Source organism: Fusicatenibacter saccharivorans, assembly GCF_015557635.1.
In the GTDB taxonomy this organism is placed as follows: domain Bacteria; phylum Bacillota; class Clostridia; order Lachnospirales; family Lachnospiraceae; genus Fusicatenibacter; species Fusicatenibacter saccharivorans.
Map to the genome: position 1 here is coordinate 244877 of NZ_JADNOP010000002.1, position 25414 is coordinate 270290.

21 protein-coding genes, 1 CRISPR repeat array and 1 riboswitch are annotated in these 25414 nt (G+C 47.9%); of the genes, 2 read left to right on the top strand and 19 right to left on the bottom strand.

Annotated features, from left to right (window positions below):
• The first annotated feature begins 91 nt into the window (after positions 1-91).
• Positions 92-967 (top strand): AraC family transcriptional regulator, encoded by an 876-nt coding sequence (locus tag I2G42_RS02990; protein WP_195530718.1) that lies wholly within the window; start codon positions 92-94, stop codon positions 965-967.
• A 91-nt stretch (positions 968-1058) separates the two neighbouring features.
• On the opposite strand, the gene I2G42_RS02995 is transcribed toward I2G42_RS02990, so the two are convergent.
• Positions 1059-1883, bottom strand: coding sequence for a TrmH family RNA methyltransferase (locus I2G42_RS02995; RefSeq protein ID WP_022462176.1), 825 nt, complete (start codon positions 1881-1883; stop codon positions 1059-1061).
• Positions 1884-2242: 359 nt separating this feature from the next.
• Between I2G42_RS02995 and I2G42_RS03000 the strand changes: the two genes are divergently transcribed.
• On the top strand, positions 2243-2701 hold the full coding sequence (locus I2G42_RS03000) for a DUF2798 domain-containing protein (RefSeq protein WP_022462175.1): 459 nt from the start codon (positions 2243-2245) through the stop codon (positions 2699-2701).
• 112 nt (positions 2702-2813) lie between these two features.
• Here the strand turns inward: I2G42_RS03000 and I2G42_RS03005 are convergent, their stop codons facing one another.
• From I2G42_RS03005 to fabF, 18 genes are all read right to left on the bottom strand, one after another.
• Positions 2814-3425, bottom strand: coding sequence for a hypothetical protein (locus I2G42_RS03005; protein ID WP_118697439.1), 612 nt, complete (start codon positions 3423-3425; stop codon positions 2814-2816).
• Positions 3426-3564: 139 nt separating this feature from the next.
• Positions 3565-4869, bottom strand: coding sequence for a sirohydrochlorin cobaltochelatase (locus tag I2G42_RS03010; RefSeq protein WP_195530719.1), 1305 nt, complete (start codon positions 4867-4869; stop codon positions 3565-3567).
• Positions 4870-5163: 294 nt separating this feature from the next.
• Positions 5164-5357, bottom strand: a riboswitch (cobalamin riboswitch).
• A 63-nt stretch (positions 5358-5420) separates the two neighbouring features.
• On the bottom strand, positions 5421-7151 hold the full coding sequence (locus tag I2G42_RS03015; RefSeq protein ID WP_055227461.1) for an amino acid ABC transporter ATP-binding/permease protein: 1731 nt from the start codon (positions 7149-7151) through the stop codon (positions 5421-5423).
• Complete coding sequence (locus I2G42_RS03020) at positions 7151-8890, bottom strand: ABC transporter ATP-binding protein/permease (protein WP_055227395.1); 1740 nt, start codon at positions 8888-8890, stop codon at positions 7151-7153. Before I2G42_RS03020 ends, I2G42_RS03015 begins: the two co-directional genes overlap by 1 nt.
• Positions 8891-8903: 13 nt before the next feature.
• Entirely contained in the window at positions 8904-9251 is a 348-nt protein-coding gene (locus I2G42_RS03025) for a nitrous oxide-stimulated promoter family protein (RefSeq protein ID WP_022462170.1), read from the bottom strand.
• Positions 9248-9652: a YbaN family protein gene (locus tag I2G42_RS03030; protein ID WP_195530720.1), complete on the bottom strand. Its 405-nt coding sequence runs from the start codon at positions 9650-9652 to the stop codon at positions 9248-9250. Before I2G42_RS03030 ends, I2G42_RS03025 begins: the two co-directional genes overlap by 4 nt.
• A gap of 384 nt (positions 9653-10036) precedes the next feature.
• A CRISPR array of direct repeats spans positions 10037-11389; the repeat unit is 32 nt; unit sequence ATTTCAATCCACGCTCCCGCGAGGGGAGCGAC.
• 173 nt (positions 11390-11562) lie between these two features.
• The gene (gene cas2 / locus I2G42_RS03035; protein ID WP_195530721.1) at positions 11563-11853 is read right to left on the bottom strand and encodes a CRISPR-associated endonuclease Cas2; all 291 of its coding nucleotides are present in this window, start codon (positions 11851-11853) and stop codon (positions 11563-11565) included.
• 9 nt (positions 11854-11862) lie between these two features.
• On the bottom strand, positions 11863-12894 hold the full coding sequence (cas1c, locus tag I2G42_RS03040) for a type I-C CRISPR-associated endonuclease Cas1c (RefSeq protein WP_195530722.1): 1032 nt from the start codon (positions 12892-12894) through the stop codon (positions 11863-11865).
• Entirely contained in the window at positions 12891-13553 is a 663-nt protein-coding gene (gene cas4, locus I2G42_RS03045) for a CRISPR-associated protein Cas4 (RefSeq protein ID WP_195530723.1), read from the bottom strand. The genes cas1c and cas4 overlap by 4 nt, the downstream gene beginning before the upstream one ends.
• Positions 13553-14464 carry a type I-C CRISPR-associated protein Cas7/Csd2 gene (gene cas7c, locus I2G42_RS03050; RefSeq protein ID WP_195530724.1) on the bottom strand — a complete coding sequence of 304 codons (912 nt, stop codon included), beginning with the start codon at positions 14462-14464 and terminating at the stop codon, positions 13553-13555. Before cas7c ends, cas4 begins: the two co-directional genes overlap by 1 nt.
• Positions 14465-16210, bottom strand: a complete 1746-nt coding sequence (gene cas8c, locus I2G42_RS03055; protein WP_195530725.1) for a type I-C CRISPR-associated protein Cas8c/Csd1 — start codon at positions 16208-16210, stop codon at positions 14465-14467.
• Entirely contained in the window at positions 16207-16869 is a 663-nt protein-coding gene (gene cas5c, locus I2G42_RS03060; RefSeq protein ID WP_195530726.1) for a type I-C CRISPR-associated protein Cas5c, read from the bottom strand. The genes cas8c and cas5c overlap by 4 nt, the downstream gene beginning before the upstream one ends.
• A gap of 260 nt (positions 16870-17129) precedes the next feature.
• The gene (cas3, locus tag I2G42_RS03065) at positions 17130-19274 is read right to left on the bottom strand and encodes a CRISPR-associated helicase Cas3' (protein WP_195530727.1); all 2145 of its coding nucleotides are present in this window, start codon (positions 19272-19274) and stop codon (positions 17130-17132) included.
• A 147-nt stretch (positions 19275-19421) separates the two neighbouring features.
• Positions 19422-21257 (bottom strand): acetyl-CoA carboxylase carboxyltransferase subunit alpha, encoded by a 1836-nt coding sequence (locus tag I2G42_RS03070; RefSeq protein ID WP_195530728.1) that lies wholly within the window; start codon positions 21255-21257, stop codon positions 19422-19424.
• 557 nt (positions 21258-21814) lie between these two features.
• Complete coding sequence (locus tag I2G42_RS03075; protein ID WP_118659233.1) at positions 21815-23161, bottom strand: acetyl-CoA carboxylase biotin carboxylase subunit; 1347 nt, start codon at positions 23159-23161, stop codon at positions 21815-21817.
• Positions 23158-23595 (bottom strand): 3-hydroxyacyl-ACP dehydratase FabZ, encoded by a 438-nt coding sequence (fabZ, locus tag I2G42_RS03080; RefSeq protein ID WP_022462591.1) that lies wholly within the window; start codon positions 23593-23595, stop codon positions 23158-23160. Before fabZ ends, I2G42_RS03075 begins: the two co-directional genes overlap by 4 nt.
• A gap of 26 nt (positions 23596-23621) precedes the next feature.
• Positions 23622-24137: an acetyl-CoA carboxylase biotin carboxyl carrier protein gene (gene accB / locus I2G42_RS03085; RefSeq protein ID WP_117760991.1), complete on the bottom strand. Its 516-nt coding sequence runs from the start codon at positions 24135-24137 to the stop codon at positions 23622-23624.
• Between the two features lie 36 nt (positions 24138-24173).
• Entirely contained in the window at positions 24174-25409 is a 1236-nt protein-coding gene (fabF, locus tag I2G42_RS03090; RefSeq protein WP_195530729.1) for a beta-ketoacyl-ACP synthase II, read from the bottom strand.
• Between the last annotated feature and the right edge of the window lie 5 nt (positions 25410-25414).

Consider the following 25414-nt stretch of genomic DNA (forward strand, 5'->3'; position numbering starts at 1 on the left):
TATTTCATTCTAATACTATTCTATGATTTTATGCATGCCGCGCTCTGCCATTTCCGGCATTTTACGGACATGCTTTTTGGAGGAGGATTTTATGATGCTTTCTGCTGCGAAAGAAAAACGCCATCACGGCTCCATGCAGGTTCCCTACAGTTATTATGACTGCCGGATGCCCGACTATTTTCCCGGCGTACCGCTGCACTGGCACGGGGAGATGGAGCTGAATTATATCAAACGCGGAACGGGGTATTTTCAGTATGAGGACCGTCTGCTTACGGCGCATGCCGGTGATATTTTTCTGATTCAGCCGAACCTCGTACATGCCATTCTGCCCGCCGAGCAGGAGTCGATGTTTTATGATACGATTGTTTTCCACCAGAATATGCTGATCGGCGGGTATGACGACCGCAGCTACACGGAAATTCTGCAGCCGTTTTTCTCTGCCCGGCGCCGCATCCAGGCACCGATTTCACCCGAACATTCCGGTTATGCTGCACTTTCTGCATCCGTCCATCAGATTTTCCGCTGCATCCGTGAAAACTCTGCTGTCTCCGATCTTCTGCTGAAAAGTGAGCTGCTCCGCTTCTTCTATCTGCTCGCCGCATCGCCGGAACTCTGCACCGATCATCCCGCCATGCCTGCGGCTGCTGAAAACCTGCGGCCTGTGCTCGCCTATATCCAGGAGCACTTCGCCGACCCGATTACCATAGAGGAACTTGCCAGGCTGTCGCATTTGAGCAAAAGCTATTTTATGAGCTGTTTTAAGCAGACCTTCGGACTCGGGGCCGTTGAATATCTGACACAGCTTCGGATCAAAGCCGCCTGCGAGGCGCTGCGTAGTACGACGCGGAGTGTGTCCGAAATCGCGTACGACAATGGTTTCCGCAACCTTTCCAACTTCAACCGGCAGTTCCGAAACAAAGTGGGATGTACGCCGCAGATGTATCGGAAGGAATTTCAAAATCCGTAAATTCAAAAAGGGATGCATCAAAATATGCATCCCGAAAATCTATCTCTGATCCTATTTTTATTCCGTAATCTCCGGTACCGACGGAACATCTTTATCTTCTTCCCGCCAGCTCCCAGAATGCGACAGCGCTCGCCGCAGCGACGTTCAGTGAATCCACACCGTGTGTCATCGGAATCAGCACGGTTGCATCTGTTTCAGCGATCGTATCACTTGCCAGTCCGTCACCCTCGGTTCCGAGCAGAATGGCGAGCTTTTCATGCGTTTTTAACGACGGATCATCCATCGGAACGGAGTCTTCTTTTAATGCCATCGCAACGGTATAAAATCCAAGTTCCTGCAGTGCAGCAATTCCCTGCTCCGGCCAGTAACTGCCGCCTGGCAGCACGGTCCACGGAACCTGGAATACATTTCCCATGCTCACGCGGATGGCGCGGCGGTACAGCGGGTTGCTGCAGCCTGATGTGAGGAGCACGGCATCGATGCCAAGCGCGGCGGCGGAACGGAAAATCGCACCGACATTCGTCGGGTTCACGACATTTTCCAGAATCGCCACGCGGCGGGCATTCCGGCAGATTTCCTCCATAGCCGGAAGCGTGCGGCGGTGCATCGCGCAGAGCATGCCGCGCGTGAGGGCAAAGCCTGTGAGCTGTTCCAGCACCTTCGTCTCTGCTGTATAGACCGGCGCGTCCGGGCAGTGCGCAAAGAGTGCTTCGTTTGCGGCAAGCTCTGCGCTTCCGGCAAGGAACGAAACCGGTTCATATCCGGCATCCAGCGCACGCTCGATGACACGCGGACTCTCCGCAAGAAAAAGGCCTGGCTGCGGTTCATAATAGTGCAATAACTGCGGTTCTGAAAGACGCGCATACACGTCGAGCTCCGGCGCCGCAAAGTTTTCGATTTTTCTGATCTCTGACATAATATTGATTTCCTTTTGCGTTTTCTCTTTGTTTTCACTATGTTCTATTGTAGCAATCCCGCTCCCGTTTCGCAATCCATTCTTTTTCCCGCCGATGCCGTTCCCCGCACCATTCGCCAAACCGTGCTTCCAGCACGCATCGAATTTTCTTATTTATCTGTCTTTTTTTAAAATTTCTCAATTTTCTCTTGCCAAACGCCGCCGGAGACGTTATAATAATCGACGGTTCAAAATTAAAAACTGCAGAAAAGATTGGTATCAGATTGGAAACGGCACAAGTGCATTGCTTGGTTAACGAACAACACATGTGTCTTTTTTGCGCCCATTTTTCAAAATTGCAAAGAAAAGGAGAACAATCGATGCCAAAAACAAAATTTCAAAACGTTGTATTTACCCTCATGATGTCCTTTCTGATGGTCTATGCCATGATCTGCTACAACATTTCCATGAACATCGGCGGAATGACAAATCAGGTCTTTCTGATGGCGTTTCACGAGATGATAATCATGTGGCCGGCCGCTTTTATCCTCGAGTTTTTCCTCGTGGATCATCTGGCTCACAAATTAGCTTTTTGCATGGTAACACCGCAGGATCGTCCGATCGTAATCACGCTGGCAATTTCCATTATGATTATTGCTATTATGTGTCCGATTATGAGTTTTATTGCAACGCTGCTGTTTAAAAATGCCGGAAAGGAATTCGTTGCTGTCTGGCTCCAGACCACGTTCTTAAATTTCCCGGTTGCCTTCTTCTGGCAGCTCATGTACTGCGGACCCTTCATCCGTTTTCTGTTCCGCAAACTGTTTCCGGAGAAATAAGAAAAGATATCCACAAAGGGAACCGTTTTTCCCCTCTCTGTCCACAATTTCTGTGGACAGACGGTGCAAAATGGTTCACCTTCTGTGGATATCTTTTTTGTTTTTTCCCGGATTACTCCTGTGGTACCGGATTGGATACGCTGACTACATGATCATACCAGGTTCCTTTTTTACCAATGATCGCAACATTGAAATCCTCGTCCAGTTTTTCTACCGGGATATCAAAGCCGTACACTTCATCTGTGGTTCCGTCAGAATACGTTACCTCATCTGTGGTCGGCTCGATCAGCTCTGCGCCGTCTGCCTGTGCTTCTTCTTTTGTTCCCACAAAGACATTGACAATGTTTTGGGATACCAGGCTGACGTGGATGGTCATTTTTCCGTCTTTTACCGTCAGGACACCTTTTCCTTCTTTTGCTTCATTGACATGGAACATATTGCTGTCTGTATTGAAGTCTGCCGTATACGTACCGTCTTCCAGCTCTGATGCGCTGCTTTCGCCTGCAGTCTCCGCTGCCGATGCGCTTTCTGCTGAAACATCTGATGTGGATGTACTGCTCTCTGCCTTAGATGCATCCTGTACAGAAGCGGAAGATGCGTCTGCCGCAGAAGACGCAGATACTGCAGATGCAGAAGATGACGCTGCATCCTTTCCGCCACATGCGCCGAGCATGGATACAGTCAGTGCTGCTCCAAGAAAAAGAACTGCTAATTTTTTTCTCATAATAAAATTCCTCCTTGTATCACCTTGAAGCGGATCTTTTTCATCCGCTCAACTTAAAATCCGACAGCACACTGAGTCTCTTCAGCCGTACTGCCGGATCTTATTTTACTCTATTTTACGTTCGGAATACAACCCCTAATTATTCAGCATCGTCCTGAACGCCGTTGCCGTCCATAGCTGCCTTGGTGTGCTGTACATACAGCTGCTCAACAGCATCGATTCTTCCAAGACCTTCGATCTGAGTGTCGATCTCATCGAATGCACCGGATGCCTCAAACTGGCTCTTCCAGGAATCCTCATCCTCGCCTGCCATATCGTTGTTTGCGTGGTCACCTGCAACAACCATCAGCGGACGAAGAATTACTTTCTTGTATCCGGCTGCTTTTACCGCCTCGATCACGTTCTCGCAAGCGGTCTCTTCCGGCTTGCCCTCAACGGTTCCAATGAATACGTTTTTGTATCCAAGAGTATCCATCTGTGTCTGCATCTGGCTGTAGGTTACGTTTGCAGTGTGGGAAGTACCATGTCCCATAAATACGAAAGCAGTGCCGTCCTCTGCTGCTGCATCCAGACTGTCATAATTTGCAGATTTTACTGCCTGTGCCGTGATTGCTTCTGCAACGGCCTGTTTGTCCTCGTTGATTACGGTAGCGTCACTTCCAACCTCGCCAAGCAGCGGCTCTGCGATGGTTACGGACTCAAATTTATCTTTATAGCTATCTACTGCTTCTTTCAGCTCGTCGTACTCTGCGCCGTGCATCAGATGAGTCGGCTGAATAATCAGTTTTTTCACGCCATTGCTTACAGCTCTTTCCAGTGCCTGATCTACGTTGTCGATCTTCTCGTCATCGCGGGCCTGTACATGGTTGATGATGATCTGTGCAGTGAAGGCACGTCTTACGGACCAGTCCGGATATGCAGCCTGCAGAGCTTTCTCAACGCCTCCGATATCCTCAGCACGGCTGTCGTTGAAGGAAGTACCAAAGCTTACAACCAGAAGCTCATTCTCGCCGATCTCGTCTCCGTTTAACGGATCATCCTTGGATGCATCACCTGTGTCTCTTCCGAAGTAATCCGGATCTGCGTTCTCTCCTTCTACAAGTTCCTTCTGCGCGTCTGTCAGGGCATCCCATGCCTCTTTTGCTTCTTTGCACTGCTCGTCGGTGTTATCATTTCTTTCCTGTACATAAATTGCGTCAATCAAAGCTGCCACTTTATCTGCTGCCTCCTGGTCTGCATCTGCGGATACCTCTTCAGATGCAGAAGATGCGCTTACGCTGCTGCTTGCTGCTGTGGTGTCTTCCTCAGATGCGGAAGATGCACTTACGCTGCTTGCTGCTGTGCTGCTTGCGCTGCTGCTGGATGCGTTGCTGCTTCCGCATGCGCCGAGCATAGATGTTACCATAGCTGCTGAAATTAAAGCGACTACAAGTTTCTTTTTCATTTTTGTTTTCCTCCCATTTGCTGGTATCTTTGCAACAACCAATATCGGGGACGTTTTACATTTCAAACTATGAGAAACACGCTCCGCGAGTTTCTCAAGTTATCGCGGCAGTCGCTAAGGTCTCGTGCAAGCACGGACTTTAGCTCGTTGCCCGCGTAAATAGAAAGAAGCCCTTTCGTTTTTCAACGAGGGGCTTCCAGTATTTTCATCACAAAGAAAACCGTTTCACCCTCTGTGGGGCAAATGTCCGCTTTCCTGTTTTGTACTGCCAGTTCCTCGTGGCACGAACGTAACGTTCCTGTACTGCGAAAGGCAGGTCTCCCGGCTCATTGCTTCAGGATTTGACTCCAGCGCATCGGTCTCCTTCCCGGTTTCCCAGTGGATCATTCCCCTGCTTGCAAAATACGGTGACGAGTTCGTGCAGGATTCACACCTGCTTCCCTTTTCACCGGACACGCATGTCCGACACCTTACACATCGATATTTAATTGTCTTTTCTTTAACGACTGTTAGTGTAGCACATCGTCTTTTCTCTGTCAAGTGCTGTAAAATCAGGAAATCCGGCCATTTTCCATTTCATATACCACATCCGCGACGTTCATCGTGGACACTCTGTGCGATACGAGCACAATGGTTTTCTCTTCTGCCGATTCTTTCAGGGATTTCAGAATAATTCCTTCATTTAAGGAATCAAGATTCGATGTCGGCTCGTCCAGCAGGATCATGGATGCGTCATGCAGGAATGCCCGCGCGATACCGATCCGCTGTTTTTCTCCGCCGGACAGCGTATCGCCGAGTTCTCCGACTTCGGTGTCGTAGCCGTTTGGCAGTGTCATGATGAAATCATGTATGGACGCCTTCTTCGCCGCCTCCATAATTTCTTCCCGCGTCGCGCCGGGTTTTGCAATAGCGATGTTGTTCGCAATCGAATCGTGGAACAGATGTGTCTCCTGCGTCACATAGCTTTCCATATCGCGCAGATGCTTCGTCGGGATTTCGCGGACATCGGCTCCGTCCACGGAAACGCGCCCCGTCTGGACATCCCAGAAGCGCATCAGAAGTTTTAAGATCGTCGATTTTCCGGAACCGCTCGCGCCGTGGATGCCGGTGATTTTTCCCGGTTCCAGTTTCAGCGAATACTGATCCAGAATCGTCTCGTCTTCGTAGGCAAACGTTACATTCTGCGCCTCGGCTCCTGCAAATGCGTGGTCACCGCCGGATGCCGTATCTCCCGGAATTTCCTCCACCAGCGGCGCTTCCTCGAGAAGGGAAAGCACGCGCTCGCCGCTTGCCAGCGTCTGATTCAGGTTATTCGACAGGCTGGACAGCGCCACGACCGGGCCGAAGGAACCCATCATCGCGACTGTACAGGTCAGGACTCCCTCAAATCCGATCCCGCCTTTCGTGTAAAGATAGATCGTCAGTGCCAGCATGCCGAACGATGCCAGAAGAATCACCATGTTGGTGACAGACCGCTGGGAGCCTTCCATGCGGCTTAAGTTTTCCTGCACAGAAGCCAGTTCTTTCGACCGCCCTGACATCTGCTCTTTCCGTTTTTCGCCCTGTCCGTACTGAATCGTCTCGTCGAGGCCACGCAGGGAATCCAGCACGAAGCTGTTCAGCTCGCCAAAGCCTGTCCGGAACTCCATTCCTTTCTGGCTTCCGCGCTTTCCGTTCCACATCGGGATCACAACGCCGACCGTCAGATACGCCGCAAGTGCAAGCAGCCCTGCCAGAACATGGTATCTTCCAATGAAGCATACCATAATCAGAGAAGTTAATGCTGCAATCGCAATCGGGGAAATCGTATGCGCATAGAATACTTCCAGAAGTTCGATATCGGTTGTGATAATCGAAATCAGATTTCCTTTGTCCCGTCCTTCCAGCTTCGCCGGGCAGAGCTTCCGCAAAGCTGCAAACACTTTATGGCGGATGATCGCCAGCAGTTTAAAAGCAATAAAGTGGTTGCAGTACTGCTCCGCATAATGCAGAATGCCGCGCAGCACCGCGATCACGATCATCACCGTGAGTATCGTTTTTACCGGGGTATGTACAAGCCACATGTTTTGCACCGAAAGGCTCGTCCCTGCCGCGCCCGTCAGTAAGCCATGCACGATGACCTGTCCTGCCAGAATCGTCAGGAAGATCGCACATAAATATCCCATTGTTCCAAGAATAATTGCCGCCATCATAATATGAAGCAATGGCTTCACCAGCCCGATCAGGCTTCCCATAATCCGGAGGGCGCTTCTGCGTTTTGCTGTATTTTTCTTCTCGTTCATCATGCATTCCCCTCCTTTCCATAGTTTTCCAGTACCATCTGGCTGTCGTACAGATGACGGTATGCGCCGTTCTGTTCCATCAGTTCCGCATGCGTTCCACGCTCGCAGATGGTACCGTTTTTCAGGAAATAAATCTGATCTGACTGTACGACGTTCGCAAGGCGGTGGGAAATCAGCAATACCGTTTTCGTCTTTGCGAGTTCATGAATCACATTCATGATCAGCTCTTCACTCTCGACATCAATATTCGATGCGGCTTCATCAAAGATATACACCGCACTGTCGCTCCGAAGCAGCGCCCGCGCAATCACAAGACGCTGGCACTGGCCGCCGGAGAGGTTTCCTGCTTTTTCGAGAAGCCCTGTCTGCAGTCCGTTCTGTGTCTGTAAGAATCCCAGCAGATTGACTTTCTGCAGAACCGCCTCCATCTCCTCCTTCGTCGCATCCGGTTTCGCCATGCGCAGGTTCTCTTCTACGGTTCCTTTAAATAAGTAACTGTTGTGGCGGACCAGAACAACGTGCTTCATCAGATCCGTCTCAGCGACTTCCGAGAGCGGCACACCGCCCAGGGTGATGCGCCCTGTATATCCACGGTTCTTTGCCGCAAGGATACCCGCAATCGTACTCTTTCCGCAGCCGGATTCGCCGACCAGCGATACAAAACTGCCCGCCGGGAGTGTAAGGTCAATGCCTTTTAAGATTTCCCGGTCTTCTTCATAGGAAAAATGCACATCCTCCAACACAACATCCAGCGGTCCGTCCGGCAGCGTCCGTTCTCCCGCCTGCGGCTCCGGCAGATCAAGGATTTTGAAAATCTTGTCACTCGCCGCCATGCCGTTCATCGCAATGTGGAAGAACGATCCGAGCAGACGCAGCGGCAGGAAAAACTCACTCGCCAGCAGCACAATGCAGAGCGTGCCGGACACGGTGAGGTTTCCTTTCAGAAATTCCGATACCGCCACCGCCATGCCAACCGCCGCGCCGCCGTATGCTACGATGTCCATCACGCTCGTTGAGTTGAGCTGCATCGTCAGAACTTTCATCGTGATCCGGCGGAAGTTCTGGGATTCCACATCCATCTCGTCGGCTTTCTGCTGGTCGGCCTGATAAATTTTTAATGTCGTCAGACCCTGCAGATTTTCAAGGAAGGAATCGCCAAGGCCGGTGTAAATGCTCCAGTATTTGTTCAGCAGCTTCTTCGCAATCTTCTGCACAACCACAATCGAAATCGGGATCAGCGGCACACAGATCAGAAGAATCACGCTCGCTTTCATGCTCACCCGGCAGAGGATCACAAACAAGGTGAGCGGCGCAATCAGGCTGTAGAACAGCTGCGGAAGATACTTTCCAAAATAGGTTTCGAGCTGCTCCACGCCTTCCGTGGATACCTGTACGACCTCCGAGGATGATACCTGTTCGCTGTAGGATGCCCCCAGTTTCAGCATTTTCTCATAAATTTTCTCACGCAGAATCCGTTTCACATCCACACACGCAAGATACGACGACCGCGCGCCCATCCGCTCGCAGAAAAAGCGGATCACAACAACAATTGCCAGTGTAAAAATCGTCCGTTTCACAGCCGCTGCCGTTACCGCACCATACACGACCCGTTCCAGCAGATCGGCGACCGTAAATACCGCGATCACCTGCGACAGAAGCGCCGCCCACTGCCACAGAATCGTGTACACGATATACTTTTTCGCGTGGGACAGCAGCCCCACCAGTCTTGTTTTAATCATAAGTACCTCTCTTTTATGCTTTTGCTTTTCGCTTCTCTCTCATGCTGCAAATCAAATGCCAGATAGCTAAAATCGGATGATACAGCAGCATCCTCGGCCCCGAAAACCGCATAACGGCGCGGATCTTTTCCCGCATTTCCGGCTTGTAGCAGTGTACTTTGCAGTTTGCGCAGAATGTTTTCTGTTCCATGAAGGGACATTTCTGGCTCCGCTGTTTTGCATAGTCCGCTAATTTCTGACATTCCGGACACATTCCGCCGGATGCATGCCCCTCTTTTCCATGGTTCTTCCGGCAGTACAGGCGGATCATCTCTTCCACGACGTACTGTTCTTTCTGCCGCTTTTTTTCTACTTTGTTCATTTTGTTTCTCCTAGGATATGATCTTCTGTTTTTACGGTTTTGACCCGCAGGAAGAAATACAAAATATGGCACATCCATACCACAGCAATACAGATTCTTCCGATCGGCACATTCTTCATAGCAAAAAAGCCAATCGCCATCACAACCGTTACCATCCCGTTAATTTTACATTTCGTTCCTACCGTCATCGCCCGATGCTGTACGAAGCTGGCGAGATGCTTCTTATATAACTGGGTCCCAATAAACCAGCTGTGCAGCCGTTCCGAACTTTTCGCAAAGCAGAACAGGGTTGCCATATAGAATGGAACTGTCGGCAGAATCGGAAGCACAATACCGATGGTACCAAATCCCAGACACAGAAAGCCGAGTACGATCCAAAATATTTTAAATGGACTCTTCATAATTTTCCTCCTTTCTCACCGAATATTAAAATAGAAAAATAGCCGCTCATGGTTCTTGCGAATACATGAGCGGTTAGTTGTCGCTTACGCTAGTTATAGATTAACATTATTTAACTTTCATGTCAAACACATTTCACTCCTGAGAGAACGCTTTGCAATCGTAGGACAGTATCCTCGCGCACCTCCTTATTTTAACTCATGCTCCCACGAGGTGAGTGACCATTTCCTTTTTCTTTTCCGATGACTCGCGTCAAATTTCCATTCTTTCTTCTGCTAAGATAGCAACGATCGTATCTGATATTGTGCTACCGTATGGCGTATTTCAACCTTTGTTCCCCTAAAGGGAGCAAAGGTTCATAACGCGAATTTCGTCAATGATCCACCATTTCAATCCACACTCCCGCGGAGGGAGCGACTCCGCCACCTAGATCAGGGCGCCCGTCTGCTTCCATTTCAATTCTCGCTTCCGAGAGGGGAGCGACTGTCCGATAACATTGATATACCATCTGTTTCCGATTTCAATCCACGCTCCCACGAGGGGAGCGACCCGCCAAACTTCGGCCTGTACACGATACCGATAATTTCAATCCACGCTCCCGCGAGGGGAGCGACCATTCTACGAAAAGCGTTTTCGCTACCAATAGAAATTTCAATCCACGCTCCCGCGAGGGGAGCGACGCCTCCGAGGAGGATGTGTTGTCTGACGTATCATATTTCAATCCACGCTCCCGCGAGGGGAGCGACGTGTATGGGTGTTGCAGCGATAAACAGTATAACGGTATTTCAATCCACGCTCCCGCGAGGGGAGCGACGCATAGCCCGATCCACATCAAATCCATAAATATAAAATTTCAATCCACGCTCCCGCGAGGGGAGCGACCTAGTTCTTCTTTGCGTTTTATTTTAGAGTCATATTTCAATCCACGCTCCCGCGAGGGGAGCGACGATAGAAGCACATCCCTGGCGTAAGATCACACACATTTCAATCCACGCTCCCGCGAGGGGAGCGACGCGGAAGATCGTCAAGGCGATTTTAACACGCATGATTTCAATCCACGCTCCCGCGAGGGGAGCGACCCGAACACAGGGCGAAGAAAGTTCGAACACGTATATTTCAATCCACGCTCCCGCGAGGGGAGCGACGGGGATTCTTTTGTGATTCTGTTTGCATTGATTGAATTTCAATCCACGCTCCCGCGAGGGGAGCGACGACGGAACCGTCCTGATGGGCCATTCCGACGGCATTTCAATCCACGCTCCCGCGAGGGGAGCGACGGAAATTCCGAAAGGAACCAGAGTCACAAATGGAATTTCAATCCACGCTCCCGCGAGGGGAGCGACGCACCGTGATTACAGTGCCGGAAGAGAACACCAATTTCAATCCACGCTCCCGCGAGGGGAGCGACAGGATCCGGAATTACCTCGATGCTGTCTCTGTACTGATTTCAATCCACGCTCCCGCGAGGGGAGCGACACATGTGGCAGTTCCGCGATGGTGACAACATTAAATTTCAATCCACGCTCCCGCGAGGGGAGCGACTGGGCCTGGGCGTTGACGATCTAACGAATTATTTATTTCAATCCACGCTCCCGCGAGGGGAGCGACTGCCGAAGCCCTTCAAAACTGTGTTAATGTTTCATTTCAATCCACGCTCCCGCGAGGGGAGCGACCACTGCTGCCGAAATCCATCACAACGGCCATCGGATTTCAATCCACGCTCCCGCGAGGGGAGCGACTGCAATTTTATCTAAAATTCACCCTATGTTTTTAACCATTTCTCACAACGCTTCATCTTTCTCCTCCTTCCCTTTCCATTCTTTTCTTCCCCATCTTCTCAATTCCAGCACCTTTTGTGCACTTTTTCAGGTGCGAATCTCCCGGGCTTTTTCTGTGTACTACCGATTCGCACCTAAAAAATCAACACCTGATCTACAGCTGTACCACGTTCTACACCGATATGTTCAACTTTAGTTTTATAATTGTTTCCCAGATAATAAAACCGAAGACTGTCTTTTTCTTCATCGATAATGTCTGCTAAAATAGATTTTAATACAATACACTGTGCATTATCCAATATACATTCGAATACAGAATTTTGCACCCGTCTTCCGTAGTTGGTACATTGTTTGGCGACTCTGCGCAAACGTTTTTTCCCCGCATCAGTTTCCGTATTGACATCATATGTGATCAATACCAGCATCCTCCCACCTCACTTCCACAAAAATACAGGATAGCTGTCCAGATCCCCTCGCAGATATCTTGCGAGCAGCATCGCCTGCACATGAGGAACCATTCCCCATTCCACTTTTTCATTTAGATAGGGATGCATAATTGTTTCTTTTTTCTTATTCTGCCACTCTGTCAGCAGTTTCTTTCGAAGTTCATCGTCCATCAAAACTGCGCCATTTTCTTTTCTGGTAAAATTCTTTCCATTGACGATTTTCTTATTAACAAGTGACAGCACAAAGCGATCCGCCATAACAGCTCTAAGTTCTTCAATCATATCCAGTGCCAGCGAAGCTCTGCCCGGTCTTTCGGTATGCAGATAGCCCATGTAAGGATCCAGACCAACCCCTTCCAACGCCGCTGCAATATTATTCGTCAGAAGCGTATACACAAATGACAGCATTGCATTCATGTTATCCATAGGCGGTCTTTTGTTCCGCCCTTCAAACTTGAAATCTTTCTTCTGCTGCAAAATCAATTCGTCAAACACGCCAAAATAAACACTTGCTGCTTCACCCTCAAATCCTCTTAACTGCTCTTTTGACTCACAATTTTGAATCAGCTTCAAAGAATTTTTCAGATTCATAGACGCCGTTTTGACCCGCTCCGCATCAATCTGCATTCCGTGATCTCGCACCGCTCGTTCCAGTACCCATCTTGCATTGTATACTTTTCCCAGAATACAATTTTTCGCAATTTCAAGACTGATTTCCGAATCCATGCAGCTATTGTATTGCTGTTCCCGCAGAACAATATTTCCTTTTGTTTTTCCCGTTACTCTAGCCAGAAACTTTCCTTGTGCTGTCAGAAAACACAATGCTATATTTCGATCCGAGCAAGCTCCCATTAACGCCGGACTTACTCCACGATAACCAAAGGATACAATACTCTCCAAATTATGCAGCGGCAATCTTCCGAGTTCTTTATCATCCTCATAGATAACAATATTTTCCCCGTCAAGTCCCAGATAACTGTTCTCAGAAGTAACATACAACGTATTTAATAGCTTTTTCATTCCTCTTCCTCCAGTCTCTGTTCGATATAGGTTTTCACGGAAACCGTCTTGTTCAGTTTCGGAAGGCAGATGTCCTTTAGTGAACATGCATTACATACTTTGCTCGGTTTCACTTTTGGTGTATACTTTCGTGCATAATATTGATGCATTTCCGCCAACATATGAATTACTTCTTCCCGCAATTCTTCTGTAATTTCTATCTGCTCCCGTCTTCTTGTTTCGCCATAGAAAATTGCTCCCTGCGCCACTCTGGTCGAAAACATTTCCTCCAGACATAACGCCTGTGCCACCACCTGAAGCTTGTCTTCTTCCGTAAGCTTAGGTTTGCCTTTCTTGTATTCCACAGGAAACACAGAATACAATCCTCTGTGTTCATGCAGCTGAATTCCATCTTCACATTTATGGAATTCAACCACATCACACTCCCCGCTGATTCCAAGTTCTCTCGAAGAAACCGGTAGCGCACGAACAATAATCGTATCTTTCCGCTTTTCTGTGAGATAAGGATCGTGTGCCTTTTTATGCATTAATTCACCCGTGACGGTATGTACGTTTTCAGCCCACTGCTGCTCCACATGAATCAATGCCCATTGTCTTCGGCAAAATTTGAAATGCTGAATTCCGGATATCATCAAATAATCATCTTCTGCATATTCCATTAAACCATCCTTTTCACCTGAACTGACTCAGGAATGTCTTCTTTGCGCAAAGTAACTGTATAGTCCTGATATTTTCTTGGATATTCTACATCTTCCTTTCTTTTTACTTCTACCGCGTCAAATAACTTATATGCAGGGCAGTCACCAAGTTCTTTACTATGCTTGAATACAATCAGTTCACGAACCGCCATTTTGCCTCTCGCTGCAGAATGGTCATGCTCAAACATATTGATAATTGCTTCCCACAGCAAATCAAGATCTTCTTCTGTAAATCCCGTTACTTTACGGGCAAGGTTTGCTGAAATGAATCCTTCCGCACGGTATAATGCATAAGGTACAATACTTTTACGCCCTATCTCTGTGTTTTTATCTTCTGCATCCTTTTCCGTTGTGATGGCAACTCTGGTAATTGTAACTTCCTGACTGATAATCGGATCAATACTGCGTGCAAATCCAATCTGCACCGGGCCTCTTACCTGACCACAGTTCAGTGATGCTTTCACAAAGGTCGTCATGACCGCACCAAAGGTTCGGATATCGAAAAAGTGATCACACATATAATTTCTTAATTTTACATCTGCATCCGGATCATTTCTTTTCAATTTTTTCAGTTCTTCTGTCACTTTTTTGTCTTCTGTTTCATTGACACCCACCGATACGCATGCTTCCCGATCACTTTGGTTAAGCGGAACATCTTTTTTAATATAGATTTTATAGCCATCCTCGTCTTCTTTTACGGTTTCAACATAATTTCTGATCTTTCTTTTCAGGCACACATCTGTAACAAGACCTAAGCCACTTTCAGGGTCAACACGCGGCATATTTCCAGCATCTGGATCTCCGTTTGGGTTGCCATTTTCCACATCAAACAGTATTACAAATTCATATCTGTTTTTGATTACATCACTCATTTATTTTTCCTCCTGTTTTTCATTTTTGCTCTGTTTCTGATGATAATAGCCCAAAATAAACTTTCCCTGTTCTTCCAATGATAATCTTTTTGGAAAATATTCTACTTCTTCGAAAATTTCTCTCAGTCTATCCTCATAATATTTTGCCAAATTTAGTTTATCTCTTTCCAATTTTCGTATATGACTGTTTTTCAATCTCATCAAAATCGGAAATACCATCGCTGGCGTTACGCAGGCAGAGTTAAAATAACGATCTCGAATGGTAGATTTTATTTCTTTGTTCGTATTTATCTTATTCGCACCAATCTGAATTGCCTCCAAGATCGAAAAAGCCTGTCCTAATTTAAAAGCAACATCATTACTTGTTTTTCCTGAATTCATACACGCTTCGCCTTCCTCCCATTTGTAATTTTTAATAAGATACGCTTTTATAATCGCTGCTCTTCCCCAGGTTACATCTCCCTGATCGGAACGTATTCTTATCAATGTATCAATATACAAGCTTGCCGGATATCTGTTATCCGAAAGAATTGCCTCCAGCACCATTGCTGCCATATGGGCAATAGCCTTTTTGTTTTTGGTTCTTTGATTGATTGTCTCTTGTAGCAAATCATCGACCCCAAGATAATCTATTTCATCCTTTTTCGGTTTGGGAATATTAAGCCGCTGGTAATGTTTTTCCAGATTTTCCAACATATTTCCAAATGAATTTTCATAGAAAAATCTCACGGACAATCTTGCTGCATTTGGTGACAGACACAAAACATAAAATTTCTGATCCTTATTGATTTTTATATCTTTTACGTCTATATATTGCCCCTCTGTAAGCTTTTCCAATATGTCATGCACGATATCCTCATTATCCTTCGTTGGATTCAGAAATGCAGAAAAGAAATTCTGATATTCCGTTTTAGCTCCTTCCGCCCAATAAACAACCATGGACTCACCTAATGAGAATTTATACTTTTTTTGCGTCAAAAGATAATTCAACGCTGTAGTATAAGCAAATTCTGCATATTTTCCAACAGGTGCATTGTAACTTTGTGTTTTTCCATAGGATTCAAACGCTTTTTCATTAAATGAGATCAACGAAGCTCCACTGCTCTGTGCACCTGGAATACCTTTAATATTTTTATGAATTCTGGAAATTTCATCCAAATTTCCTGTCACAAGACAAATTCCAGTTGCTTCTCCCTGTTTCTGATCCTGTGTCTTTTCCCATGCTTTCTGAACTTCCTCATCCTCCTGCGCATATTTTCCATTTACCCAGAAAATCAGATTGCCTCCTTCTGTCAGCTCCTCCCATGTTTCGGCAACTACTGGATTTTCCTTGGCCTGCTCTGGTTTCCAGCTTTCAAAGAATGCACAAATTGCATTTGCAGTTTCTCCCTGACTATTCTGTAATATCTGCAGATGTTTTTCTTTCGTCGCCTGAAAACATTCCTGCATTCTTTTGCTTGTTCCATCTTTGTCAATCCCTAACATGTATTTGGAATTGTCGCATAGAAAGTTAGCAGCTACACCTGATGATCGTGTTACCATCGTCGGCACAAATAACGGCTGCGGACTTAATATTGTTTTTTTTCCTGCCTGCACTTCTCTTTTCAAACTTAAAATAGCTTGAATTTTTCCATCGCATGACAATTGAATCCCATAAGAAATTTTTTCTGTGCACCATCCTCGCCTTGAAATCTTTCCTTGTTTTTCCAGGTCTTCGTAATACTTGACCAATGCTTGAAGAATCATCGTATCACCTCACAATTCCGTAAATCAATGACACCCTTTCGCATAACCGCTCGAAAAAACATTGGTTCAATGTTCTCTAAATCGGAATAATCCATGCCGAAAAGCATCAGTCCCATATCTTTTTCCTCTACATTCTCATACGCAGTGTGAATCTTCTCTTCTTCGCATAACGCAAAATGCGCCGGAAATTCTCGGCAACCAAAATAGGGCATGTGATAACATTCCCCTCTCTTGAGCCTTCGAAGCATAATGTCTTTAAATTTGCCTGGATTATCCGTTTCATTGGCCTTGTCCGTCATCTCAAAATGAGCTTCTATCACGTACTCTACATCTGTCAATATCACAGAAGCTCTCTGTACAATGTCCTGTTTTGTACTGATATACAATGGTTTTTCTGCTCCATTGTATACTTCAAAAACCTTGCTTGCCAATGCCTTGCTTTTTACTTCATTTCTTCGAACGCTGGTAAAACGAATCGGCTTATTCACATAGATTCGATCAATTTTCCATCTCAGGCCCGGATGCCAATAGATGGCTTCCAGGATGCCTCGCGCTGCGGAAGGTGTCATCACGTCGTAAGAATATCTTTCTACTTTTAACTCTGGTCTTGAAAAAAGTGCATAATCTCCCCATACTTTAACTTTTACTCCAATTCCCATAGGCGTTTCCTCTTTTCCTTGTTGTCAGACTTATGTCTTTCTTCCATTTTGCACTTGTATTATTATGTTTTCATAATACAATACCTTCTTCTGTAATTCAATTCAAATTTTACATAAAAATGTATTGAAATTTTTATGTATTTTGATTATAATAATCTTCGACAGGATCTCCATCCTGCGGATTGAAAAAATACATTTTTTTGTAGTGAAAAAACGAGAGGGAATGGAAAGTTTAAATGCTTCCATTCCCTCTCGCTTTCTCATACAAATAATGCTTTTCCCAGTTCAACTGACAAATCCAGTCCCATTTCTTCTGTATAACGTTTCAGATCTGTCAATTCATAAAAATCTTTTACATCGCCTGAAACTTCTCTCACGATTCCTGCTTCATAAAATTTTTTACACTCATTTTTCCGAATATTAATACAAAATTGTCCGGCTTTTCGCATATTACTTTTAGTGAATCCCTGACCCTTTATCTGCTGCAGAATCTCCTGAGCCTCTTTTGTACAACCAATAAATACTGCTACCGTAGCTCCATCAATTAACTGAAATTTCTCTGCTGTTTGTCTGAAATTATATTTCCCTTTTTGAAATTCCTGCAGAATTTTCTTTTTATCCAGATCTTCTCCCCTTAAATAATACAACCTTTCAAAATATGTTTTTATGGTTCCTAAATCTGAAATTTCAGCTTCATCTGCAATCAGACTTTTTGCCACATCAATTTGCTGTCTTTGTCCTGAAACGGTTTCTTTTTCATCGAATTGAAATATAAACACATTACTTTCAGAAACATCATACTCCCCTTCTCTATTGCATCTTCCCGCCGCCTGAATCATCGAGTCAATTCCCGCCAGTTGTCTGTATACTGTCCGGAAATCCAGATCCACTCCAGCTTCCACGAGGCTGGTCGCAATTACGATACATTTTTGAGGATTCTTTTTGTCCAATCTTTTTCGTATCTGCTCCAATACTCGCTTTCTATGCTTCGGATGCATACTCGTTGATAAGTGGTAACAGCCTTCGCCTTTTAGTTTCTGATATAATTTCTGCGCTTTTTTCCTCGTATTGACAATACATAATGTCTGGAATCCGCCTTCCAATCTGCTTACAAGTTCTTCTTCACTTAGATAGCCAAGATTTTTATAGCGCACTCGCTCAAAAAATCGGAATTGTTCTTCCATCCGCGGACATAGTTCTATTGCATTTCTCTCCTTTTGAAAGAGAGACTGCAATGCTGGCTGTGTAGCCGTACAGAGTACCACGCTTGATCCGTAACGGTCAATCAATTCTTCCATCGCAGCAATACACGGTTTCAGATAATCAACTGGCAGCATCTGCGCTTCATCAAAAATAATTACACTGTTGGCCATATTGTGGAGTTTTCTGCATTTTGATGATTTATTAGCATACAAAGATTCAAAAAACTGTACATTCGTCGTTACTACAACCGGTTTATCCCAGTTTTCCGCGGCAAGCTGCATCGGTTTGAATTCTTCCGAACTATCATAATCAACATTATAATGATTTTCCAGAACATTCTGATCTCCCAGAATTTTCCGGAAAACTTCTGCATTCTGCTCAATGATGCTCGTATATGGAATCACATAGATAATTCGATCCATATGATTGTACACACCATGTTTTAATGCAAATCCCAACGATGCGGTTGTCTTTCCGCCGCCCGTTGGAACCGTTAAGCGAAACAGTCCCTTCGAATTTTCCCCTTGTTCCATGCAGTTTCTTAAAATTTCCGTCCTTCTTCCATTAACTGACTCTGTTTCCTTATTTTTCAACCAATCTTCAACATGTTTCTCCAGCTTCTGCAAAAGCGTTGTCAGGTTCTCCCCCGCCTCGCGCTGTGTCTTCCCTGCTTTCATAAAATCTTCTGTATCCAGAAAATCTGCATCTACAAGGCAAGAATAAAGCATCCGCATAAAAAAGCTCAAAGAAAAATCTGGATTTTCTGTTTCTGTTGGATTGAATGGCAGCGTTGTTAATGCCGGAATTTGTACTTCTGTTTTGTACGCTTGATAGTCTTCGATCCGCTTTTTCCTTCTCCCTGCCAATGTAGATGCACTTCCCGTATCCAGTTCATTCCCATAATCAGGCAGACCTGCATGGTGTCCTGCAATGCAATATTCTAATAGTGGATACATTCCCTGCTGTTCCAGACATAATCGAGCACCCGCTGTCGCGTGGTCTACACTGATACTATTATCTCCCTTGATTTTTCTCTGAAATTTGTCGCTGTACTTTCCAATATCATGCAGCATTCCACAGCAATAGCCCCATTCCCCTTTGCAAAATTTTTCCGCAAAATCCCTTGCCCGTTCTGCTGTTCCCAGCAGATGCTGCAACAACAACTGTACTCGATCTTCCTCTCGATGTGCTATATATTCCATTGTAAAATTCCCCCTTTGTTCTTAAAAATATATTAACCTAACTACTGCTAATTGTATATAAAAATAATCACCTGCTGTAAAAACAGATGATTATTTTTGAACTCAATTATATTTTATATAAAATGGATCGGTAACTATTTTCTTTTTTCAGATCTCCCGGAATCTCCGATACCTCTCCTCTACCAGCTCTTCCGCATCCAGCTCCGCATATTTCCCCATAAATTTCAGAATCTTCCTTCTCAGATCTCCACAAACCGCAGGTAATGTCTCCACCGTAAACTCTTCCGGTTCCGCCACAATCTCTTCTACGATTCCAAGCTCTTTCAAATCCCTCGCCGTCAGCTTCATCACCTCGGCGGCCTCCGGCGCGCGTTTGCCGTCTTTCCATAGAATACTTGCAAATCCCTCCGGCGACAGGATGGAGTAGATGGCATTCTGCATCATCCACACTTCATCCGCCACGGCGAGTGCCAGGGCGCCGCCGCTGCCGCCTTCGGAGATGACGATGGTAAGGACTGGGGTTTTTAAGGATGACATTTCATACAGATTCCGCGCAATCGCCTCGCCCTGGCCGCGTTCTTCGGCTTCCATTCCGCAGAAAGCACCTGGGGTGTCTACGAGGCAGATGACCGGGCGGTGGAATTTTTCGGCCTGTTTCATCAGACGCAGGGCTTTGCGGTAGCCCTCCGGGGACGGCATGCCGAAATTGCGGCGGATGTTTTCTTTCGTATCCGCGCCTTTCGCCTCGGCAATGACCGTGACCGGTGTGCCGTCAAACGACGCAATACCACCGATGATCGCCGCATCATCGCCATACAGCCGGTCGCCGTGGAACTCGATAAAATCCGGAAACAGCTCCCGAATATAATCCCCTCCGACCGGCCGGTCTTTTTTCCGCGCTTTCTGCACACAATCCCAGGCCGACGATTTCCGCAGATTCTCCCACTCCGTCTCTTCTTTTTCTCCCCGAAGCGATTTTTCCTGTCCGTCCCTGGAAGTTTCCGTATTTTCAGTTTCTTCTGCCAGCGCCTTCACGCTTTCTGCCGCAGTCTCTTCTTTCTGCAGTTCCTTCCCGTTTTCTTCCGGCACAGAATTCTTCATCAAATCGCCACCGCCCGATGCCATACCTTCCGCACGCTTCCCATGCATCCGCAGAATCTCCGACAGCACCTCTTTCGCCTCTTCTCTTGGCAGAATCCGATCCACAAACCCATGCTCCACCAGAAACTCCGCCCGCTGGAATCCTTTCGGCAGTTTCTGTCCTATTGTCTGCTCAATAACCCTCGGTCCCGCAAACCCGATCAGCGCATGCGGCTCCGCCAGAATAATATCCCCTAGCATCGCCCAGCTCGCCGTCACGCCGCCCGTCGTCGGGTCCGTCAGCACACTCACATACAAAAGCCCCGCATCACTGTGTCTTTTCAGTGCCGCCGACGTCTTCGCCATCTGCATCAGAGAAACAATCCCCTCCTGCATCCGCGCCCCTCCCGAGCACGCAAACAAAATCACCGGCAGCGAGAGCTTCGTCGCCCTCTCCACCGCCCGCGTAATCTTCTCCCCAACAGCCTCACCCATACTGGCCATCATAAACCTGCCATCACAGACCCCGATCACCGTCTCCATCCCGTTGATCCGTCCCTTACCAGTCACAACAGCCTCCGTAAGTCCTGTTCTCTCCTGCAGAGCCCTCACCTTCTCTTCATACCCCGGAAACCCCAGCGGATTCCCCGCCGTCATCCCCTGATCCCATTCCTCAAAACTCCCATCATCCAGAAGAAACTCAATCCTCCGATACGCATGCACCCGAAAATAATTCCCACACTTCGGACAAATATAAAGATTCCTCTTCACATCCTCCGTAAAAATAGCCCCCTTACAAGCATTACACTTCTTCAAAATCCCCTGCGGCGCCTCCGGCACCACCCCATCCGCCGTGTGCTCCTTCCGAAACACCGTCTTCTTAAAATACTTACCCAGCATCATACCACCATCACTCCTTACGTCATAACACTTTCACTCTATTGTCACCATAACAATCTTCCAACCACACACCTCACCCATCGAGGCATTCATTCTCTCTTCACCGCTCACTCCTGTCATCCCAGCCGCACCGCCCCGCGGTGTCGCTGACCACACTCTCCCAGTCGTGTGTCTGATCTCAGCCGCCCGGCAGTACAGCAGAGGGGGACGACGCATTTGCAGGAGGAACTATAGCAAGACCCGAAAATAATGCAAAAAAGGCAGTGCTGCAGAGCGCGAATTGCAAGGAACAGATTTGAAGGCGTACCGGGGTACGACGAAAATCTGTGACGCAGTAATTCACGCTCTGCGGTGCTGAATTTTTTGCATTATTTTCGGGGATTGCTATAGAAACACTTAGGCTTCCAGAATTTGCGTTATTTTCAAAAATCCAACTGTCTGAGCGACAGCGAGTTTTGGATTTTTGAAAATGGTTTTAGCAAATGCTGGAGGCCTTAGTGTTTCTTTCCTCTAAAACCGCGCCGTCCCCCTCTGCTGTACTGCCGGGCGGCGTCCGTCTCTCACAATCTCTCCGTCAACCGCTCCACAAACTCAATATCCGCCCTCCCGGCCAGATACTCCTCTTCATTTAAAATAGAATACAAATAATCAACGTTAGTGTCGACTCCCTCGATGACGACTTCCCCCAGCGCACTCCTCATCCGCGCAATCGCCTCCTCACGCGTCCTCCCATGCACAATCAATTTCGCCAGCATCGAATCATAAAACGCCGGAATCACATACCCGTCATACGCCGCCGTATCCACCCGTACTCCAAATCCCCCAGGCAGATGCATCTCCGTAATCTTCCCCGGACAAGGCCTGAAATTCTTCGCCGGATTCTCCGCATTAATCCTGCACTCAATCGCATGACCCGAAAGCCGTACCTCCCCCTGCGTCACCGACAGCGGCATCCCCGAAGCCACCCGAAGCTGCTCCTGAATCAGATCCACCCCCGTGACCCACTCTGTCACCGGATGCTCCACCTGAATCCGCGTATTCATCTCCATAAAATAAAAATTCCCGTCCGGCTCCAGCAGAAACTCAATCGTCCCCGCATTCGCATAATGCGCCGCCTTCGCCGCCCGGACCGCCGCCGAGCCCATCCGCTCCCGCAGCGTGTCATCAATCGCCACACAAGGCGACTCCTCAATCATCTTCTGATGATTCCTCTGAATCGAGCAGTCCCGCTCCCCAAGATGAATCACATTCCCGAACGAGTCCGCCATAATCTGAAACTCCACATGACGCGGATGACGAATCAGCCGCTCCACATACATCGTCCCGTCCGCAAACGAACTTTTAGCCTCCTTCTGCGCCGTCTGAAACGCACTCTGGAACTCCCCGCGCGTCTCCGCCATGCGCATACCCTTGCCGCCGCCTCCAAGCGCCGCCTTAATCATCACCGGAAAACCAATCCGGTCGGCCTCAGAAAGACCCGTCTCCCAGTCAAAAACAGGTTCCTTCGTCCCCGGAATCACCGGCACACCGGCTGCCTGCATCGTATTTCGCGCCTCAGACTTATTACCCAGCCGGTCCATCACCTCAGGAGATGGCCCAATCCACGTAATGTGGCACTCCTGGCATCTCCGCGCAAACGTGCTGTTCTCCGACAGGAATCCAAATCCCGGATGAACCGCATCCGCCCCCGTCACAAGCGCCGCACTCAAAATACGTTCCATATTTAAATAACTGTCCTTCGACGGCGCCGGCCCGATGCACACCGCCTCATCCGCGAGCTGCGCATGCAGTGCCTCCCGGTCCGCCTCCGAATAAACAGCGACCGTGAGAATTCCCATCTCACGGCATGCCCGGATAATCCGGACCGCGATCTCCCCACGGTTTGCAATCAAAACTTTTCGAATCATTGTGCTGCCCCCACCATAAAGGTCAGTTCCGCCTGCGCGACCACCTTGCCGTCGACCGAAGCAACCGCTTCCCCGACGCCCATCGGTCCCTTGTGGCGGATAATTTTCGTCTCCAGACGAAGTTTGTCTCCCGGTTTCACTTTTCCCTTAAAACGGCACTTGTTGATGCCGCCGAAAAATGCAATTTTTCCCTTATTCTCGTCAAGAGAAAGAATCGCAACCGCACCGACCTGCGCCAGCGCCTCGATAATCAGCACGCCCGGCATCACCGGCTCCTGCGGAAAATGACCGGCAAAAAAGTCCTCGCGGTACGTCACACATTTGTATCCAATACCGAATTCGCCCGGTTCAAAATCTTCTATGTAATCCACCAGCAGAAACGGATGTCTGTGTGGAATAATCTCCTGAATCTGTTTCGTTGTCAAACTGTTCATTCGCTGCTTCCTTTCTCGTCCCGGCTTTACGCTTTCACCCGGAACAGCGGTTTTCCGTAATCAACCATCTCGCCGTTTTTCACCAGAACCTCCGCAATCACGCCGTCCACTTCACTCTCGATCTCATTCATCAGCTTCATGGCCTCCACGATTGCTACGACCTGTCCCTTTTTCACGGTGTCGCCAACCTTCACAAACGGCTCGGCATCCTCTGCCGGAGCTGTATAAAACGTTCCGACCAGCGGGGATGTCACAAAAACGCCTTCTTCTGCTTCACTGTGCTCCTCAGCCGCTGTATTTTTTCCTGCCGTTTCTTTTCTCTCCGGCATGGCTGCTTCTTTCACTGTCACGCCATTTGCTCCGCCCATCATCTCTGCCATCTGCAGACCGGCACCGGATGGAACCCCGCTCATCTGCACCTGCACCGGAGCTGCTTTTCCATGCTCCATGGCAATCTTGATCCCATCAGCCTCGTAATCAAACGCGGTCAGCGAAGAATCCGAAACTTTATCAATCAACTGTAAAATCTGATCTAATTCCATCTTATTTTCCTTTCTGCACCGGAACACGATGCCGCTTTATTCATATTTCTGAAACAGCAGCACCGCATTGTGGCCGCCAAAACCAAGGGAATTGCTCATTGCCAGTTTCACATCGGTTTCCACCGGAGCGCCGATGCAGTAATTCAGATCGCATTCCGCATCTGCTTCCTTTGTTCCAATCGTCTGATGCACGAAGCCGTCCTGAATGGATTTCGCACAGACAACAGCTTCCACACCGCCTGCCGCGCCGAGCAGATGACCGACCATCGATTTCGTCGAGTTGACCAGCACATGGTCTGCCGCATCACCGAAGGCTTTCCGGATCGCACGCGTTTCAAACAGATCGTTGTGATGTGTGGACGTTCCGTGTGCATTAATATAAGTAACTTCTTCCGGTTTTACTCCCGCTTCCTCCATCGCAAGCTCCATCGCACGTGCCGCACCACTTCCATCTTCCAATGGAGAAGTAATGTGGTACGCATCGCAGGTTGCGCCGTATCCGACTACCTCTGCATAGATCTTCGCGCCGCGCTGTTTCGCGTGCTCCAGCTCCTCAAGTACGAGAATGCCGGCGCCCTCGCCCATGACGAAACCGTTCCGGTCTTTATCAAATGGAATCGAAGCCCGCAGCGGATCTTCCGACTCGGAAAGTGCGGTCAGTGCCGAAAAGCCTGCCACGCCGACCGGCGTAATTGCGCTCTCCGCGCCGCCTGCCACGCAGATGTCCGCATCGTTGTACTGAATTGCGCGGAAGGCATCGCCAATGCAGTGCGTTCCTGTCGCACACGCCGTCACCACGCTGGTACATTTTCCTTTCGCGCCGAGTGCAATCGCAACGTTTCCCGCCGCCATGTTCGCAATCATCACCGGAACGGTAAACGGGTTGACGCGGGACGGATTTCCAGCATCAATTTTGGCTTTCGCCTGCTCGCATGCATTCAGATCACCGACACCGGAGCCCACCAGAACGCCGACGCGGAACGGATCTTCATTCTCCATGGAAATGCCGGCATCTGCAAACGCTTCTTTTGCTGCCGCAACGGCATACTGTGAGAAAGTTCCCATTCGTCTTGCCGCCTTGAAATCCATGCGTTCTTTTGCCACGAAGCCTTTGACCTCGCCTGCCAGATGTACTTTATATTCAGCTGTATCAAATTTCGTAATCGTTCCGATTCCGCAGGCTCCCTTGTGGACGCCGTTCCAGAATTCCTCCACGGTATTTCCAATCGGGGTTACCGCACCCAGCCCTGTGATGACTACTCTTCTCTTCATTCCAA

Bases quoted from the DNA above. Each gene is read 5' to 3' on its own strand.
- cas5c (WP_195530726.1), bottom strand. From the start codon at position 16,869: ATGGGAATTGGAGTAAAAGTTAAAGTATGGGGAGATTATGCACTTTTT.
- I2G42_RS03030 (WP_195530720.1), bottom strand. From the start codon at position 9,652: ATGAAGAGTCCATTTAAAATATTTTGGATCGTACTCGGCTTTCTGTGT.
- I2G42_RS03025 (WP_022462170.1), bottom strand. From the start codon at position 9,251: ATGAACAAAGTAGAAAAAAAGCGGCAGAAAGAACAGTACGTCGTGGAA.
- I2G42_RS03010 (WP_195530719.1), bottom strand. From the start codon at position 4,869: ATGAAAAAGAAACTTGTAGTCGCTTTAATTTCAGCAGCTATGGTAACA.
- fabZ (WP_022462591.1), bottom strand. From the start codon at position 23,595: ATGAACAGTTTGACAACGAAACAGATTCAGGAGATTATTCCACACAGA.
- cas4 (WP_195530723.1), bottom strand. From the start codon at position 13,553: ATGGAATATGCAGAAGATGATTATTTGATGATATCCGGAATTCAGCAT.
- I2G42_RS03000 (WP_022462175.1), top strand. From the start codon at position 2,243: ATGCCAAAAACAAAATTTCAAAACGTTGTATTTACCCTCATGATGTCC.
- I2G42_RS03070 (WP_195530728.1), bottom strand. From the start codon at position 21,257: ATGATGCTGGGTAAGTATTTTAAGAAGACGGTGTTTCGGAAGGAGCAC.
- fabF (WP_195530729.1), bottom strand. From the start codon at position 25,409: ATGAAGAGAAGAGTAGTCATCACAGGGCTGGGTGCGGTAACCCCGATT.
- cas2 (WP_195530721.1), bottom strand. From the start codon at position 11,853: ATGCTGGTATTGATCACATATGATGTCAATACGGAAACTGATGCGGGG.
- cas1c (WP_195530722.1), bottom strand. From the start codon at position 12,894: ATGAAAAAGCTATTAAATACGTTGTATGTTACTTCTGAGAACAGTTAT.
- I2G42_RS03020 (WP_055227395.1), bottom strand. From the start codon at position 8,890: ATGATTAAAACAAGACTGGTGGGGCTGCTGTCCCACGCGAAAAAGTAT.
- I2G42_RS03015 (WP_055227461.1), bottom strand. From the start codon at position 7,151: ATGAACGAGAAGAAAAATACAGCAAAACGCAGAAGCGCCCTCCGGATT.
- accB (WP_117760991.1), bottom strand. From the start codon at position 24,137: ATGGAATTAGATCAGATTTTACAGTTGATTGATAAAGTTTCGGATTCT.
- I2G42_RS03005 (WP_118697439.1), bottom strand. From the start codon at position 3,425: ATGAGAAAAAAATTAGCAGTTCTTTTTCTTGGAGCAGCACTGACTGTA.
- cas3 (WP_195530727.1), bottom strand. From the start codon at position 19,274: ATGGAATATATAGCACATCGAGAGGAAGATCGAGTACAGTTGTTGTTG.
- cas7c (WP_195530724.1), bottom strand. From the start codon at position 14,464: ATGAGTGATGTAATCAAAAACAGATATGAATTTGTAATACTGTTTGAT.
- I2G42_RS03075 (WP_118659233.1), bottom strand. From the start codon at position 23,161: ATGATTCGAAAAGTTTTGATTGCAAACCGTGGGGAGATCGCGGTCCGG.
- cas8c (WP_195530725.1), bottom strand. From the start codon at position 16,210: ATGATTCTTCAAGCATTGGTCAAGTATTACGAAGACCTGGAAAAACAA.
- I2G42_RS02995 (WP_022462176.1), bottom strand. From the start codon at position 1,883: ATGTCAGAGATCAGAAAAATCGAAAACTTTGCGGCGCCGGAGCTCGAC.
- I2G42_RS02990 (WP_195530718.1), top strand. From the start codon at position 92: ATGATGCTTTCTGCTGCGAAAGAAAAACGCCATCACGGCTCCATGCAG.